Origin of the sequence: Streptomyces sp. NPDC101776 (assembly GCF_044766845.1) — a bacterium.
Taxonomy (GTDB): Bacteria; Actinomycetota; Actinomycetes; order Streptomycetales; family Streptomycetaceae; genus Streptomyces.
Genome location: NZ_JBIWMV010000001.1, coordinates 756,195 through 771,700 on the forward strand (window position 1 = coordinate 756,195; position 15,506 = coordinate 771,700).

Here is a 15,506-nt window from a genome sequence, read left to right on the forward strand (position 1 = left end):
CCCGATCCCGCCGATCGAGAGAGGGCCGCCTATTCGACCAACGTCAGTGCGGCGAAGGCATACCCCTCCCACAGCCGCCGCGAGGTCTCCTCCGGGTAGGCCGCGACCACCGGCTCCGCGTCGAGCACCTGCACCGACCGGCGCCCGGTGTCGTATGCGGGCCAGCCCGGGTCGCCCGTCCGCGCGAACGCCGTCCAGGACGCGCGGAAACGGGACGACAGTGCCAGCGCCTCGGGGGAGGGCTCGACGTCGGCGAACAGCAGATTGCCCAGGTCGGCGGTGAACGTGCCGAAGAGCAGCGGGATGTCGAGGCCGTGGCAGGCGCCCAGTACACCGCCCAACCCCGGGGCGGGCCAGGTGAGTTCGTAGACGTGCGCGCGTCCACCGGCGGCGACCTGCGCCTCGGCCAGGTGGAGGCAGGGCATGCGGAACACCCGGTCGGACTGGACGAGTTCGTGCAGCTCGCCCGGCGCGGCGTTCGGGAAGGCGGCGCGATAGGCCTGTTCGGCGTCGGGGCCCGGGCCGAACCGGCGCAGCGCGGTCGCCGCGTCCTCCTCGGTGATCTTCCCGAACTGCCCGTCGAGCACGGTGAACAGGCGGAACTCGTCCCGGTTGTGACCGACGATCAGTTCCACGTCCCGGGCCGCGCCCGCCGCGACACCCTGCCAGGGCGTGGTGGGGAGCACCTCGCCGTCGACGACGGGCGCGAAGGGGCTGAGCGTATGGGCGACTTCACCCCACCGGTCCTCGTACTGGTGCATCTTGGCGGTCAACGACTCGCCCGCCGAAGGTAGTTGACGCGGGTCGACGGTCGCGAGGTCGGCGGCCGTGGGGCGCAGTCCCGCCTCGGCGGCGATCGCGGTCGCGATGTCCCTGGCCAACTCCTCGGAGAAGAAGGTCCCCGGCACACTCTGCGCGATCGCCCGCCGGAACAGTCCGGCGGCGCTCGGCATCACCAGCAGCGAGGCCACCGACCCGGCACCGGCCGACTCGCCGAAGACGGTGACCTGTTCGGGGTCGCCGCCGAACGCGGCGATGTTCTCCCGCACCCATTCCAGCGCGGCGACCTGGTCGAGCAGCCCGCGGTTGGCGGGGGCACCGTCGATCCGGGCGAACCCCTCGATGCCCACTCGGTAGTTGAAGGTCACGACCACGAGGTCGCCGTCCCGCGCGATGCGCTGGGCGTCGTAGCCGGGGCTGCCCGCGTGTCCCAACTTGTAGGCGCCGCCGTAGATCCACACCATGACCGGTCGGCGGGCCGCCCGGTCGGGCGCGGGTGTCCATACGTTGACGGTCAGCCAGTCGTCGCCCGTCGGTCCCTCCAACACGCCCCGTCGGCCCTGGAATCCGGACTCCTGCGGGGGCGGCGGCCCGAAGGCGTGGGCCTCGCGCACGCCGTCCCAGCCGCGCGCGGGTCGCGGTGCCTGGAAGCGGGCCTCCCCGACCGGCGGTTCGGCGAACGGGATGCCGCGGAAGACCGCCAGCCCGTCCTCCAGCCGTCCGCGCACCGCGCCGGCGCCGTAGCGCACCACGGGTGCGGCGGCCGAACCGGCCGCTGTGTCACGGGAGTTGGGTTCCGTCATCGTGGACTCCTCGGGGTGGGCCGGGGGAAACATGGGGCGCGTGGTATGCCGAGGGCGGTCGCCGTCCCGCAGCGCGCGGGACGGCGACCGCCGTGTGCTCGATGGCCAGGATGCCTCAGGCCTTGGCCTCGGCGACCTCGGAGACCGGGGTCGGCTCCTCGTCGGCCGGTGCTTCAACTGCCTTGCGGGCCTTGGGAATCAGGCTCGCGAGGAAGAAGGCCAGCAGCGCGGCACCGGCACCGATCGCCATGACCACCTTGAAGCCGTTCTCCGAGGGGAGGGCGGCGCCGCCGAAGTCGGTGGTCATCTGGGCGAGGATCACACCGGCGATGGCGCTGGCGAAGGAGGTGCCCAGGGACCGCATCAGGGTGTTGAGGCTGTTCGCCGCGCCGGTCTGGGACGGGTCGACCGCGCCCATGATCAGGGCGGGCAGGGCGCCGTAGGTGAAGCCGACACCGGCACCGATGATGCAGGACACCAGGATCAGGTGCCAGACCTCGGACATCAGCAGGATGTTCAGCGCGTAGCCGGAGGACACGATGAGCGCGCCGATCATCAGGGTGACCTTCGGACCCTTGGCCTTGGTGACACCCGCGGACACGGCGGACATGGCCATCATGACCAGGCCCTGCGGAGCGAGCACCAGACCGACCATCAGCATCGACTTGCCCAGGCCGTAACCGGTCTGCGTGGGCAGTTGCAGCAGCTGGGGGAGGACCAGGGACATCGCGAACATCGAGAAGCCGAGGGCGATCGAGGCCAGGTTGGTGAACAGCACCTGCGGCTTGGCGGTCGTCCGCAGGTCGACCAGGGGCTGCGAGCTGCGCAGCTCGTACCAGCCCCAGGAGAGCAGGATCGTGACGGCGGCGATGCCGAGGATCAGGGTCGTCGCGCTGGTCCAGCCCCAGTCGGAGCCCTTGGAGATGGCGAGCAGCAGGGAGATCAGTCCGGCGGAGAGTCCGAGCGCGCCGACCAGGTCGAAGCGTCCGCCGGTGCGGACCTTGGACTCGGGCACGATCAGCAGGACCAGCAGGAAGGAGACGGCGCCGAGGACGGCGGAGACCCAGAAGAGGAGGTGCCAGTTGTAGTGGTCGGCGATGAAGGCGGCCGAGGGCAGACCCAGGGCGCCGCCGACACCGAGCGAGGCGCTCATCAGGGCGGTGGAGCCGGCCAGCCGGTCGCTGGGCAGCACGTCCCGCATGATGCTGATGCCGAGCGGGACGACCGCGGCGGCCAGGCCCTGGAGCGCGCGGCCGATGACCATCGGGACCAGCGAGTCGGACAGGGCGCAGACGATCGAACCGGAGACCAGCAGGACGATGCTGGTCAGCAGCATCCGGCGCTTGCCGAACATGTCGCCGAGGCGGCCGACGACCGGGGTGGCCACGGCGGCGGCCAGCAGGGTGGCGGTGACCGCCCACGCCGTGTTCGACGCGGAGGCGTTCAGGTACTTCGGCAGCTCCGGGATGATCGGGATGACCAGGGTCTGCATGAGCGAGACGACGATCCCGGCGAGGGCCAGCACCGCGACGACGGCGTTCGACCTCGGCGGAGCGGAGGAACCCGCTTCGGCGGGTCGGGCAAGAGCGTCGGACATGGCAGTGCCTCCATGGGGAACGGGCGGTGCTGGAAGGGGAACGGGCCGTACTGGGGTTGCTTGACTTACTCAACCATAATGAAATTGATTGAGTTAAGCAAGTGCATTCTGGTCGTGAGTCTGATCCTGGTGGTGAACGAGCAGCGGCAGTTCGGTGACCACCTCGAAGCCGCCCTGTGGCCGGTGCCCCGCCCGCAGCCGCCCCCCGGCGGACAGCGCGCGCTCGCGCATGCCGATGACGCCGTAGCCGTCGGCCGGAGTGGGGGAGGGGGGCGGCGCCGTACCGCCGTGGTCGGTGACGGTGATGCCCAGCCGGTCGTGCGAGTAGCTGAGCCGCACCTCCGCCGAGCCGGTGCCCGCGTGCTTGGTCACGTTGGTGAGCGCTTCCTGCACGATGCGGTACGCCGTGAGGTCGACGCCGGCGGACAACGGCTGCGGCCTGCCTTCGGTGTTGACGGTGACGGACAGCCCCGCGGGCTCGAACGAGGCGGCCAGCCCGGCGAGTTGGGCCAGTCCGGGGGCGGGCCCCGCGGGTGTCTCCGAGTCGTCGGCGTGGCGCAACAGGCCGACGGTGGCCTTGAGTTCGCGTACGGCCGACAGGGTGGTGCCCGCGAGTTCGCCGGCGATCCGCTCGGCCTCCTCGGGTCGGCTGCGCATCAGCCGTACGACCGTGCCGGCCTGGAGATTGGCCAGGACGAGGTGATGGGCGACGACGTCGTGGAGGTCGCGGGCGATCCGCATGCGTTCTTCGGTGACACGGTGCCGTGCCTCCTTCTCCCGGGTCTGTTCCGCGTGTTCGGCGCGGGCCCGCACCGCCTCCAGGTAGGCCGCGCGGAGCCGGGTCGTGGTGCCGAGGGAGGTCGGCAGCAGCAGCCAGAAGGCCGGGCCGAGCAGCTTCAGGACCAGCGGTTCGGTGTCGGGTCCCACGATCAGGCCGGTGCCGACCAGCAGGACGATGCCGCAGACGGTGAAGAGGTTCGCGGTGGTCCGGTCGGAGAGCCGGGCCAGGGTGTAGAGCGCGAGCATCAGCGGTCCGATCACCAGGACCGTGAGGATGTAGCCGAGCGCGGCCACGGTGATGGCACCGCAGAGGGTGACGACCACGGTGGTGCGCGGCAGGGTGCGCCGCCACAGCAGGGCGAGGGACGAGACGCCCGTGACCAACACGCCCGGCCACCAAGGGACTTCGAGGCCGTGGCCCGGGAGCGTCAGCATGCTGCCCGGGAACGAGCAGACGCAGAGCGCGGCGGCGATCAGCAGGTCGACGGTACGGGGACGGCAGCGCAGCAGCCGCCGCAGGCTGTGGATCATGACGTGGGGGGTTCCTGTCCGGGACGGCCGGCCGTCCACCGGTTCCCGCCACCGACGGCGGGAACCGGCACGCGGTCGCGGCTACTCGTCGAAGGTGACGACGATCTTCTCCGCCGCGCCCGGCGTCAGCGCGAGCTCGAAGGCGTGCTCGACCTCGCCGAAGGGCACCCGGTGACTGATCAGCTTGGCGAACCGCTCGTGGTGTTCGACGATCTCCCGCGTGACCTCGAAGATCTCGGTGGGGTAGCCCTGCGAGGCGATCAGTGTCAGCTCGCTGCGCAGCATCCCGCCGAGGTCGATGTCGGCGCCCTTCTTCTGTACGGCGACCATCACCAGCTTGGCGCCCCACTTCGCGGAGTCGACCGTGGTGTTGACGACCGCGGCGACACCGGCGGCGTCGATGTAGATGTCGGTGCCGGGGCGGGGCTGGCCCAGCGCGTTGGCGGCCTGCCCGTGCAGCTCGGTCAGCCGGGCGGTGACGTCCTCCTCGGCGGAGTTGATCACGGCGTCCGCGCCGACGGCGAGCGCGGTCTCCAGACGGGAGGCGATGACGTCCGCGACGACGACGTGCTCGACGCCGCGCAGCTTCAGCCAGATGGCCGCGCCCAGACCGATGGGTCCGGCACCGAAGATGACGACCTTGTCACCCGGCTTCGCCTCCGAACGGTTGACGGCGTGCCGGGCCACCGCCATCGGCTCGTTGAGCGCGGCGACGTCGAAGGGCACAGTGTCGGGGAAGACGGTGACGCTCTTGCCGATCTCGCAGTCCTCCAGCAGGAGGTAGTCGCTCATGGCGCCGTGCTTGCCGCCGCAGCCGATGATCCCGGAGGGCGCGCCCTGCGGGTTGACGACCACGCGGTCCCCGGTCTTCAGGCCCTCGACCTCCGCGCCGACCTCGACGATCTCACCGGCCGGCTCATGGCCGAGGGGGACCGGGACCATGGCGCCGCCCGCTCCGAAGGGGCCGCCGCCGATGTGCAGGAAGAAGGTGTCGGTGCCGCAGATCCCGCAGGCGCGGATCTTCATGAGGGCGTCCTTCGGGCCGGGCACCGGACGCTCGACGTCCACCACGTCGATCTTGTCGACGGCACCGGTCTGGACGGACTTCATCGTGGCCATGAGGGAGCTCGCTTTCATGTGCGTGAGGGGTGTCACCGGCCCCGACGGTGGACGGGGGGAGTGCTCCGACCGCCGGGACCGGTGACGGCGCCATACTCCGTCCCCACGGCGTACGGCGCGACGGGGACACCTCCGCTCAGGTGGCCCCAGCTCTTGACTTGCTTGAGTTAGGCAACCATAAATGCGTTACTTAAGTCAAGCAATCGTTTCGACCTTGCTTAACTCAGGCAAGTAGCTGTTACGGTGGACGCATGTCCACATCGCCACCCGTGACAGCGCCCGTTCCGGAGGACGTAGCCGAGATCGAGCGGGTCCTCACCCGTATCGCCTACCTGGCGGGGCGGGCCCGGCAGCACGAGCGTCTGATGGCGCTGGCCGGGCTGCCGCTGGACCGGGCCGCCGTGGCGATCCTCCGGTACATCGCCGAGAGCGAGCCCCTGCGCCCCGGCGTACTGGCCGTCCGGATGTCGGTCGAGGCCTCCCATGTCACGCGCCAGCTAAGGCAGTTGGAGCAGCTCGGCCATGTGGTCCGGATCCCGGACCCCGACGACGGCCGCGCCCAGCGCGTCCAGCTCACCGACAGCGGCCTGGCCGCCGTCAACCGCGTCCGCGAGGCGAGCCGCCGCGGCATCGAGATGGCGCTGATCCACTGGTCCTCCGAGGATCTACGGCAGCTCGCGGCCCTCTTCCACCGGCTGGTCGACGACTTCGTCACCCACGCGGAGGCGGCCGTGGACGTCGGTACGACTGCCTGACACCTCACGAACCCGGCCGCACCTGACCGTGCTGCCAGGCCCAGGCCGCGATCTCGACGCGGTTCCGCGCGCCGAGCTTCAGCTGGACGCTGGAGAGATGCGTCTTCACCGTGGACAGCGAGACATACAGCTCGGCGGCGATCTCGGCGTTGGTGCGGCCCAGAGCGACCAGCCGGACGACATCGGCCTCCCGGTCGGTGAGCGGCTCGCGCAGAACGGGTGCGGGCGGGGCCGCCCTGGGCGTCTCGGCCGTCGCGGTGGTGAGGTGCTTGAGCAGGCGGACGGTGACCGACGGCGAGACCAGCGAGTCACCGGCCGCCGCCGCCCGGACCGCCTCCGCCAGCAGCGTCGGCCCCGAGTCCTTCAGCAGGAACCCGCACGCGCCGCCGCGCAGCGCGCCGTACACGTACTCGTCCAGGTCGAAGGTCGTCACCACGACCACCCGCAGCGGATCGACCACATCCGGCCCCGCCAGCAAGCGCGTCGCCGCCAGGCCGTCCAGCTTCGGCATCCGGATGTCCAGCAGACAGACATCGGGCCGCTCCCGCCGGGCCAGCTCCACGGCCTCCTCGCCGTCGGCGGCCTCGGCGACCACGGTGATGTCGGGCTGCGCGTCCAGGAAGAACCGGAAACCGGTACGGACCATCTCCTGGTCGTCGGCGATCAGTACACGGATGGGCGGGGCGGGGACGGTCATGGATCGATCATGCCTCAGCGGGAAGGTGATGGCCGGTGTCAGTCCGTCGCCCGGGACGGGTCCGCGGTGACCGCTCGTAGCAGCGGGCGGCTCGCGCCGATCGCGGCGAACAGGGCGAGGGCGCCGAGGCTTACGCAGACGGCCAGTTGTACGGCGCCGGAGGTGCTGATCGTGCTGCCCACCGCCTTGTCGACCTGGACGGCGGCGTACAGGCCCGTCGCGGTGGTGCCGCCGGCCAGGACGAGCAGGGGGAGGACCGTCTCGCGGACCCTGGCCCGGTCCAGCACCTTCAGCGGGGTGCCGGACAGCCGGAGCAGGCCGTATGTACGACGCCGGTCGAGGACGTTCGCGGCGGCGGTCAGGCCCGCCGAGGCCGTGGCCACGAGGAAGCTCAACGCCAGTGTGGCGGTGCCGAGTTGGGCGAGGCGGTCGGTGATGGCGGTGTCCTGTGCCTGTGCGTAGGCGCCGGTGTACGGGAGTCGGCCCGGGCCGAGCGGCCGGAGGGCGGTGACGGCCGTGTCGACGGCGGCCGGTCCGCCGGAGACCCGCACGACCAGGCCGTCGCTGCCGCCGAGCAGGAAGTCGTCGTCGGCCGTGCCGACGGTCGCCTCGACGCCGGCCGAGCGCAGCAGTGTGCGGGCCTCACCGATCGCGTGCCGGGTGGCGGACGCGCTCGCCAGGGGTACGGCGACCTGGCCCCGCTGGTCGAAGCCGACGATGCCGAGCTGTCCGACGGTGAAGAAGCCGGCGACGAACCCGGCCAGCACCAGACCGCTCACCGTCCGCCAGGCCCCGCGCGGATCGTCGCTGAGCCGGCGCGCTGCCAGCAGGGTCGCCGGGCGGCGGGCGAAGCGGCCCGCGATCCGGCCCAGCCGGTCCACGACCCACGGACCGAACATCCAGAAGCCGCCGTAGAACAGCACCATCAGCGCGACCAGCGTTTCCGGCTTCAGGGTGCCGCCGTCCGTGCTCACCCGGACGCAGACCAGCACCGCCACGAACAGGACGAGCCGGATCAGCCGGGTGCGGCGGGGATCGGACTGCTGGGCGACCCCGAGCGGCGCGGACGCCACCCGGCGCAGCATCGACATCGCGCTCACGGCGATCAGCGCGGCCACGCCCACCACGACCGCCGCCACCCACGGCAGCCCCACCCACAACTGCCCCGTGTACCAAGTGCCGATGCCGTACGGGATGTTGGCGAGCGCGGGCAGCAGCGCGCCGTAGGCCACCGCACCCGTCAGGGCACCGGCCGCACCCACCGCCGCCGCCTCCACGCCGGTCATCGCGAGGATCTGCCGGGGCGTCGCACCGGCGAGGCGCAGCGCGGCCAGCCGCTGTTCCCGGCGGGCCGCACCGAGCCGTCCGGCCGCCGAGGCCAGCACGATCACGGGGACGACCAGGAGACCCACACCGAGCAGGACCGCGGACTGGTCGTCGACGGTGAACACGCTGCTCCCGGTGCCCGAGAACCCGGAGACCACCGCGCGCTCGGTCAGCCCCTGGTCGTAAATGCCGTACCTTCCGGCCGACTTGGAGACCGCCGGGTCCGTGGGCGCCCGGCCGACGACGGCCACGAGCTCATCGGGCGAGGCGAGTCCGGCGGCGCCGATCGTGCCGTAGGACGTCGACTTCGGGAAACGGGCGGCGAGTTGGGAGGAAGGGAGGTCGTGGAGGAGCTTGGCGAGGGCGGGGGAGACGTACAACTCGCCCTGTTTCGGGAAGGTGTTCAGGCCGGGTGGGGCGGGTGTCGGTCTGCGGCCGGGGAGTTGGGCGAGGGAGACGACCGTGATCGGTTCGTCGCGGACGTAGGTCGTGGTGAGGGCCTGGATCGCGGTGCCGTGGCGGTCCGCTTCCGGGGTGCGCCAGGCGGTGCGGTCGGCGCGGGCGCCCGCGCCGAAGTAGGCGGCGAGCAGGGTGAGGAGGACGAGGGAGCCGACTGCCGCCGCTGCGGCGGCGAGGAGTTGGCTCTGCCAGCCGCGGCGGCCGGACGATTTCGCGAGGTGCCAGGTCAGGGGCAGGACGGGGGAACGCATCGAGGGCTCCGGAGGCTCAACTGGCGGTGAACTGGGTGTAGTTGGTGATGCGGCCGTCGCGGACCTGGAGGATCCGGTCGCAGTGGGCGGCCATGTCGGCGTCGTGCGTGACCATCACCAGGGCGGCACCCTGTTCGCGGGTCACCGACGTCAGCAGCCGGACGACCTCCGTGCTGGTCGCCTGGTCCAGGGCGCCGGTCGGCTCGTCGGCGAAGACCACGTCCGGCGCCACGGCCAACGCGCGGGCGATGGCGACCCGTTGGGCCTGCCCGCCGGACAACTGGCCGGGGCGGCGCCGCTCCAGACCGTCCAGACCGAGCGGCGCGAACCAGCGCCGGGCGCGCTCCACCGCCTGCGCGCGGGGCAGCCCCTCCAGCATCAGCGGGAGGGCGACGTTCTCCTCGGCGGGCAGTTCGGGGAGCAACTGGCCGGACTGGAAGACGAATCCGAAGCGCTTGCGGCGCAGGGCGCTGAGCCGGTTCTCGCCGAGGTCGTCGATGCGCTCGCCTTGCAGCAGCACCTCGCCGCCGTCCGGGCGGATGATTCCGGCGAGCGTGTGCAGCAGCGTCGACTTGCCGGAACCCGACGGGCCCATGATCGCGAGCGAGTCGCGGGCACCGACCGCCACGTCCACGCCCGCCAGAGCCGTCGTGGAGCCGTACTTCTTGGTGAGGCCGACACCGGCCAGGACCGTGCTCATGAGCGGTCGAACTTCCACGTGACGGAATCGGCCGACGCCTTGACCACACGGACCGGGATGTCGACGGTCGAACCGTCGCTCCTGCGGCCCGTGCAGGTGACGGTCGCGCCGGCGACGGCCTTCAGACCGGTGGGGCAGCTCACGCCGGAGACCTTGTCGCCGACCCAGGGCAGCGGGTGGTACCTGCTCTGCGCCCGGCCCGCGACGATGTCCGCCGACAGCGCCTTGTGGCCGTCGACCGTCACCGTGCTGTGCGCGTCGAGTTCGGTGGTGGACTGCGTGCCGGAGAGCAGATGGGTGCCGAGCGCCCCGAGGGCGACCGCGGCCGCCGCGCCGCCGATCACCCCGATGACGAACCTGGTGGACTGCATCACGTACTCCTGAAGGGTCGGAGAGGAGGAAGTGGTCCCACTCTCGCCAGCCCGGACCCGCGCCCGCCTCGGCCGAACGGCCAGGGTTCGCGGCACGCCCGCTCGACCGTTCGGCCGATCCCGTCCCACCGGGCCTCGCATACCGTGACCAGCATGAGATCCGTCACCGGCCGGGGCTGCGCACGGGGGCTCGCCGTGGGCGCCCTGCTCGGGTTCACCGTCTACGACCTGAGCTTCACGGCCTCCACCGGTCATCCGACCTGGCCGGCGGTCGTGGTGCTCCTCACCGGTCTGGCCGCCGTTCTGTGGCCGGTCGCCCGACGCCCGCCGTGGTTCACCCCGCAGGTGCGCACCGCCGTGCCCGCCGCCCTCTCGCTCGCGTACAGCGCGGGCGCGAACCTCGCCGGGCGGTCGGAGCTGTTCGGCCCCGGCGAGATCATGATCCTGCTCACCCTGACCTTCATCGCCGTACGGCACTGTCCGCAGCGCTGGGCCGTGGCGTGCGGAGTCCTGGACGGTCTCGCGCTGCTCGCCCTGCCGGCGCGCTACTTCCACTCGGTCACCGACGAGAACCTGCTGCTCGTCACCGCACTGGGGCTGGTGCTGCTCGGCAGTACCGCCGGGCTGGCCGGCTATCTGCGCTCGCTCGACTACCGCCGTACCGTCGCCGTCACCGAGACCCGGCGCGCGGAACGCCTCGCCATCGCCGCCGACCTGCACGACTTCGTCGCCCACCACGTCACCGGGATCCTCGTGCAGACCCAGGTGGCCCGCATGATGGCGACCACCCGGCCGGAAGACCTCGACCCGGTCCTCGCCGCCATCGAACGCGCCTCGACCGAGGCCCTGGCCTCCATGCGCCGCACGGTCGGCGTCCTGCGCGACGCCGGACCGGACGCGGCCGACCGCCGCCCGGTCGGTGACCTGGCGGCCGTCGCGGAACTCGTCGACGGTTTCGCGAGCCCCGCCCAGAAGGTCACCCTCCGCCGCGACCCCACCCTGCCCGACGACCTCCCGCACGAGGTGCAGGCCGCCGCCTTCCGGGTCGTACAGGAAGCCCTGACGAACGTACGACGCCACGCGTCCGACGCCGCCGAGGTCACCGTGGGGCTGCGCCGCACCGGCCGCCGCCTGGAGGTCACGGTCACCGACGACGGCCACGGCGGCACCCAGCTCCCGGCCGCCGCACACGGCGGAGGCTTCGGCCTCGTCGGTCTCACGGAACGGGTGACGGCGCTCGGCGGTGAACTCCGGGCCGGTCCGCGCGAGGGGGCGGGGGCGGGGTGCGGGTGGGAGGTACGGGCGGTGTTTCCGGTGGGGCGGTTCTGAGGGGCCGGAGTCGGTGGGAACCCGGGTGCCTCGTCAGACCTTGAAGCCGACCCCGCCGTACAAGGAGATGGGTCCCTCGCCGAGCGGCGTCTCGCCCTCCGCGAGTTCGGGATGCCACTCGGAGACGGACACGATGCCGGGGTCCATCGGCTCAAGTCCCTTGAAGATGCTGCTCACTTCGGCGTGTGTGCGGGCGACCAGCGTCACCCCGCCCGCCGCGTAGGCGGCGATGCCGCGCTCCACCTTCTCCGGTTCGAGGTCGGCCGTCATCGCGGACAGCACGAGGCAACTGCCCGGCGCCAGCGCGTCGATGAGGGTGCTCACCAGCTCGCGGGCGCCGTCCTCGTCCGGGACGAAGTGCAGCAGGGCGATGAGGGACAGCGCGATCGGACGGTCGAAGTCCAGGACGCGGGCGGCCTGTTGGAGGATGGTGAGCGGTTCGCGGGCGTCGGCCTGGATGTACTCCGTCGCACCCTCGGGGGTACCGCGCAGCAGCGCCGCCGCGTGGGCGAGGACGATCGGGTCGTTGTCGACGTACACGATCCGCGCGTCCGGCGCGGTGGACTGGGCGATCTGGTGGAGGTTGGGCGCGGTCGGTATGCCGGTGCCGACGTCCAGGAACTGGCGGATGCCCGACTGCCCGACGAGCATCCGCGTCGCCCGCTGCATGAACCAGCGGTTGGCGCGCGCGGTCCGCGGGGCGCCCGGGTCAAGTGCCGTGATGTGCCTGCCGAGTTGCTCGTCGACCGGGTAGTTGTCCTTGCCGCCGAGGAACCAGTCGTACACCCGCGCCGGATGCGGCTTCGATGTGTCGATCCGCTGGACGGCCGGCTCTGTCCCGGTCACACGACGCTCGTCTGCTCGACTGCGCGCTACGACGGGCCTCGCGGGCTCGTTTACGACGATCCGCGCGGGCCGTGCGAGAAGTTTGGCACGGTCATGCCGACCGGGTGGTGCCGTTCACCACCCCGTCCAGGAAACGGATCAGGTCCGCGAAGACCTCGGCCCGGTTCGTCTCGTGGAACACCTCGTGCCGGGCGCCCGGATACACGCGCTCGCTCGACTCGCCGCCGCTCAACCGCTCCACGCCGACCCGGCTGCCGGCGAGCGGGACGAGCCGGTCGTCGGCGCCGTGCAGCCAGAGCAGCGGAAGCCCGCCGATGTCGCCCGACTCGGCGACGGTCCCCAGGGTCTCGGCGAAGGCCTCCACCGTCGGCCGCTTCATCGGACCGTGCCAGACCAGCGGATCCGCCGCGTACGCCGCACCGACACCGGGGTCGCGGGAGAGCGCGGCCGGGCTGATCGGGAGGTCGGGGATCTCGTCGAGGGCGAGCAGCCGGCCCGGCAGCTCCCAGCCGCCGATCACCGGGCCGGACAGCACGAGCGCGGTCAGCTCCGCGCCGTGGCGCTGGGCGAAACGGGACGCGATCAGGCCGCCCATGGAGTGGCCGATCAGGACGAGGGGGACACCCGGATACGTGGCACCCGCCAGCTCGGCGACGGCGTGCAGGTCCGCGACCACGTCCTCGAAGTCCTCGATCAGCACCCGCTCACCGGCCGACCTGCCGTGACCCTGATGATCGGGACCGAGGACGGCTGCGTCGTGCGTCCGCAGTACGGCGGCCAACTCGGCGTACCGGCCCATGTGTTCGCCGTATCCGTGCGCGACGAGGGCGATGAGGCGCGGCTGCTCGTGCGGCCACTCGTGTGCGGTGATGGTGCCCCGGGTGCCCTTGAGGAGGTGCTCGCGGGTGTCGGCCATGTGCCCTCCGGTGGTGCCGTGTCGGGAAGGTCCTGGTCCCGGGGATCTTCCCAGGCGGGCGAGCGGCAGGGGCCACCTGGCGAGACACTCCTTACGCGACCAGATGTATGGACATACCATCGGTCCTCGCATGAACACGATGACTCTCTGGCACATATCCGGCTGGGAATTCGCCGCGCTCGCCGCCGCGGCCCTGCTCGTCGGCTTCTCGAAGACCGCCGTGAGCGGGGCCAACACGGTCAGCCTGGCGATCTTCGCGGCCGTCCTGCCCGCCCGCGCCTCCACCGGCGTGCTGCTCCCGATCCTGATCGTCGGCGACGTCCTCGCCGTCCTCACCTACCGGCGGCACGCCCACTGGCCCACGCTGTGGCGGCTGTTCCCGGCGGTCGCGGCGGGGGTCGTGATCGGGACGCTGTTCCTGGTGTGGGCCGACGACACGGTCGTACGGACCTCGATCGGGGCGATCCTGCTGTTCATGGCCGGGGTCACCCTGTGGCGCCGGCGCAAGGCGGACACGGAGGCCGGGGCCGGTGACGAGCCGGACTCCGTCACCACGAGGTCCGGCCGGGCGAAGGCGGGCTCGTACGGTGTGCTCGGCGGGTTCACCACGATGGTCGCCAACGCGGGCGGCCCGGTGATGTCGATGTACCTGCTCTCCGCCGGCTTCCGGAAGCTGGGCTTCCTCGGCACCTCGGCGTTCTTCTTCCTGATCGTCAACGTGACCAAGGTGCCCTTCAGCGTGGGCCTCGGCCTGATCGACGGGCACTCCCTCCTGCTTGACGCGGCACTCGCGGCATTCGTCGTGCCCGGTGCGTTCATCGGCAAATGGGCCGTGAACCGAATCAACCAGCGATTGTTCGAGCAACTCGTGATCGCGGCGACGATCATCGGCGGACTCCAGCTCCTGCTCCGCTGACGCCGGCGCCGACATTCCCCGGACGCCTCGGTCCCGTGACCTCGTACGCTCGCCCCATGTCCCCGCACATCCTGATCCTCGGCGGCACCACCGAGGCACGTGAACTCGCCGCCGAGCTGACGCGGCGGCGTCCCGAGGTCCGGGTGACCACCTCCCTCGCCGGGCGGGTGTCACGGCCGGGGGCACTGGCCGGGGAGGTACGGATCGGCGGGTTCGGCGGAGCCGAGGGGCTGGCCGAGTGGCTGCGGGAGCACCGCGTGGACGCCGTCGTCGACGCCACCCACCCCTTCGCGGAGTCGATCACCGCGAACGCGGTGTGGGCCTCGGCGGCGCGCGGCCTGCCCGTCGTAGTGCTGCGCCGGCCGGGCTGGCGGCCGGGCCCCGGTGACCACTGGCATCCGGTCGCGGACCTGGCCGAGGCCGCCGAGGCGCTCCCCGGACTCGGGCGCCGCGTCCTGCTCACCACCGGCCGCCTCGGCCTCGCCGCCTTCGCCCACCTGCCCCAACTGCACTTCGTCGTACGGTCGGTGGAGCCGCCCGAGCCCCCGATGCCGCCGGATGTCGAGGTGCTGCCGGCCCGCGGACCCTTCACCCTGGCCGATGAGACGGCGCTGCTGCGCGAGCACCGGATCGACGTCGTCGTGACGAAGGACAGCGGGGGAGCGGCGACCTCGGCCAAACTCACGGCCGCGCGGGAGGCGGGCGTCCCGGTCGTGGTCGTACGACGGCCGCCGTTGCCGGACGGGGTGAGCGCGGTGCCCGATGTCGCCGGGGTGCTGGAGCGGTTGGAACGGCTGGGGTGGCTGGGGCTCAGCCCGGGGCGATGACCGTGGCCCGGAGCCGGTCCACCGCGCGCAGTACCTCGTGCCGGTTCTTGGCGCTCTTCATCCAGGCCGGGAGCCGGGCCACCAGCGTCATCTTCTGCCCGGTGTCGTACCAGGGCGCGCGTTCGCGCAGATCGGCGGCGACGAACCGCCTGATCAGGTCCAGGTGTTGGAGGTTGTACGCCCACAATTCCCCGTGTCTGGTGCCGGTTTGCAGCCAGAGGGGCGGCCGGGAGCACAGAGAGGGGCCCGTGTTGATCCGGCACAGGCCGCAGGACCGGCAGACCAGGCGGGTGTGCGGGTACCTCTTGCCGTCGTCGTCCGGAGTGGTGCACGGGCGCCGCTCGAAGTGGGCGATCCGCTCGCAGCGCGGGCAGCGCACGAGCATCGACGACGCGAAGTCGGCGCGGATGACGCGCGGGTCGTGGAAGCGCACGGGCGTCGGGGACATGCCGTGAGTATGACCACCGGCCCGCTCGCCCGGCACCCGGTTTTCAGGGCACCGG

At 72.0% G+C, this 15,506-nt stretch carries 15 protein-coding genes; 4 read left to right on the forward strand and 11 right to left on the reverse strand.

The window, feature by feature from the left end; all coding sequences use genetic code 11:
• Positions 1-29: 29 nt before the first annotated feature.
• From ACIRRY_RS03290 to ACIRRY_RS03305, 4 genes are all read right to left on the reverse strand, one after another.
• On the reverse strand, positions 30-1,583 hold the full coding sequence (locus tag ACIRRY_RS03290; RefSeq protein WP_403967355.1) for a carboxylesterase/lipase family protein: 1,554 nt from the start codon (positions 1,581-1,583) through the stop codon (positions 30-32).
• Positions 1,584-1,698: 115 nt separating this feature from the next.
• Positions 1,699-3,180, reverse strand: coding sequence for an MFS transporter (locus tag ACIRRY_RS03295; protein ID WP_403967356.1), 1,482 nt, complete (start codon positions 3,178-3,180; stop codon positions 1,699-1,701).
• Positions 3,181-3,273: 93 nt separating this feature from the next.
• Positions 3,274-4,491: a sensor histidine kinase gene (locus ACIRRY_RS03300; RefSeq protein ID WP_403967358.1), complete on the reverse strand. Its 1,218-nt coding sequence runs from the start codon at positions 4,489-4,491 to the stop codon at positions 3,274-3,276.
• A gap of 81 nt (positions 4,492-4,572) precedes the next feature.
• Positions 4,573-5,610, reverse strand: a complete 1,038-nt coding sequence (locus ACIRRY_RS03305; protein ID WP_403968338.1) for a zinc-binding dehydrogenase — start codon at positions 5,608-5,610, stop codon at positions 4,573-4,575.
• 251 nt (positions 5,611-5,861) lie between these two features.
• Between ACIRRY_RS03305 and ACIRRY_RS03310 the strand changes: the two genes are divergently transcribed.
• Positions 5,862-6,365, forward strand: a complete 504-nt coding sequence (locus ACIRRY_RS03310) for a MarR family winged helix-turn-helix transcriptional regulator (protein WP_403967360.1) — start codon at positions 5,862-5,864, stop codon at positions 6,363-6,365.
• 4 nt (positions 6,366-6,369) lie between these two features.
• Here the strand turns inward: ACIRRY_RS03310 and ACIRRY_RS03315 are convergent, their stop codons facing one another.
• From ACIRRY_RS03315 to ACIRRY_RS03330, 4 genes are read right to left on the reverse strand one after another with little or no spacing between them, the layout of a single operon-like run.
• Positions 6,370-7,062 carry a response regulator transcription factor gene (locus tag ACIRRY_RS03315; RefSeq protein WP_403967362.1) on the reverse strand — a complete coding sequence of 231 codons (693 nt, stop codon included), beginning with the start codon at positions 7,060-7,062 and terminating at the stop codon, positions 6,370-6,372.
• Positions 7,063-7,100: 38 nt separating this feature from the next.
• The gene (locus ACIRRY_RS03320) at positions 7,101-9,098 is read right to left on the reverse strand and encodes an FtsX-like permease family protein (RefSeq protein ID WP_403967364.1); all 1,998 of its coding nucleotides are present in this window, start codon (positions 9,096-9,098) and stop codon (positions 7,101-7,103) included.
• 16 nt (positions 9,099-9,114) lie between these two features.
• Positions 9,115-9,798: an ABC transporter ATP-binding protein gene (locus ACIRRY_RS03325; RefSeq protein ID WP_403967365.1), complete on the reverse strand. Its 684-nt coding sequence runs from the start codon at positions 9,796-9,798 to the stop codon at positions 9,115-9,117.
• Positions 9,795-10,169, reverse strand: coding sequence for a DUF4333 domain-containing protein (locus ACIRRY_RS03330; protein ID WP_403967367.1), 375 nt, complete (start codon positions 10,167-10,169; stop codon positions 9,795-9,797). The genes ACIRRY_RS03325 and ACIRRY_RS03330 overlap by 4 nt, the downstream gene beginning before the upstream one ends.
• A gap of 153 nt (positions 10,170-10,322) precedes the next feature.
• Here ACIRRY_RS03330 and ACIRRY_RS03335 point away from each other — a divergent pair, with 153 nt between their 5' ends.
• Positions 10,323-11,498: a sensor histidine kinase gene (locus ACIRRY_RS03335; RefSeq protein WP_403967369.1), complete on the forward strand. Its 1,176-nt coding sequence runs from the start codon at positions 10,323-10,325 to the stop codon at positions 11,496-11,498.
• Positions 11,499-11,531: 33 nt separating this feature from the next.
• Here the strand turns inward: ACIRRY_RS03335 and ACIRRY_RS03340 are convergent, their stop codons facing one another.
• Together ACIRRY_RS03340 and ACIRRY_RS03345 are read right to left on the reverse strand one after the other, a co-directional pair.
• Positions 11,532-12,344: an SAM-dependent methyltransferase gene (locus ACIRRY_RS03340; protein ID WP_403967371.1), complete on the reverse strand. Its 813-nt coding sequence runs from the start codon at positions 12,342-12,344 to the stop codon at positions 11,532-11,534.
• 91 nt (positions 12,345-12,435) lie between these two features.
• Positions 12,436-13,260, reverse strand: a complete 825-nt coding sequence (locus ACIRRY_RS03345; protein WP_403967373.1) for a lysophospholipase — start codon at positions 13,258-13,260, stop codon at positions 12,436-12,438.
• Positions 13,261-13,390: 130 nt separating this feature from the next.
• Between ACIRRY_RS03345 and ACIRRY_RS03350 the strand changes: the two genes are divergently transcribed.
• Positions 13,391-14,176: a sulfite exporter TauE/SafE family protein gene (locus ACIRRY_RS03350; protein WP_403967374.1), complete on the forward strand. Its 786-nt coding sequence runs from the start codon at positions 13,391-13,393 to the stop codon at positions 14,174-14,176.
• Between the two features lie 56 nt (positions 14,177-14,232).
• Positions 14,233-15,003 (forward strand): cobalt-precorrin-6A reductase, encoded by a 771-nt coding sequence (locus ACIRRY_RS03355; RefSeq protein ID WP_403967376.1) that lies wholly within the window; start codon positions 14,233-14,235, stop codon positions 15,001-15,003.
• On the opposite strand, the gene ACIRRY_RS03360 is transcribed toward ACIRRY_RS03355, so the two are convergent.
• Positions 14,987-15,451, reverse strand: coding sequence for a hypothetical protein (locus tag ACIRRY_RS03360; RefSeq protein WP_403967378.1), 465 nt, complete (start codon positions 15,449-15,451; stop codon positions 14,987-14,989). The genes ACIRRY_RS03355 and ACIRRY_RS03360 overlap by 17 nt on opposite strands.
• Positions 15,452-15,506 lie beyond the last annotated feature (55 nt).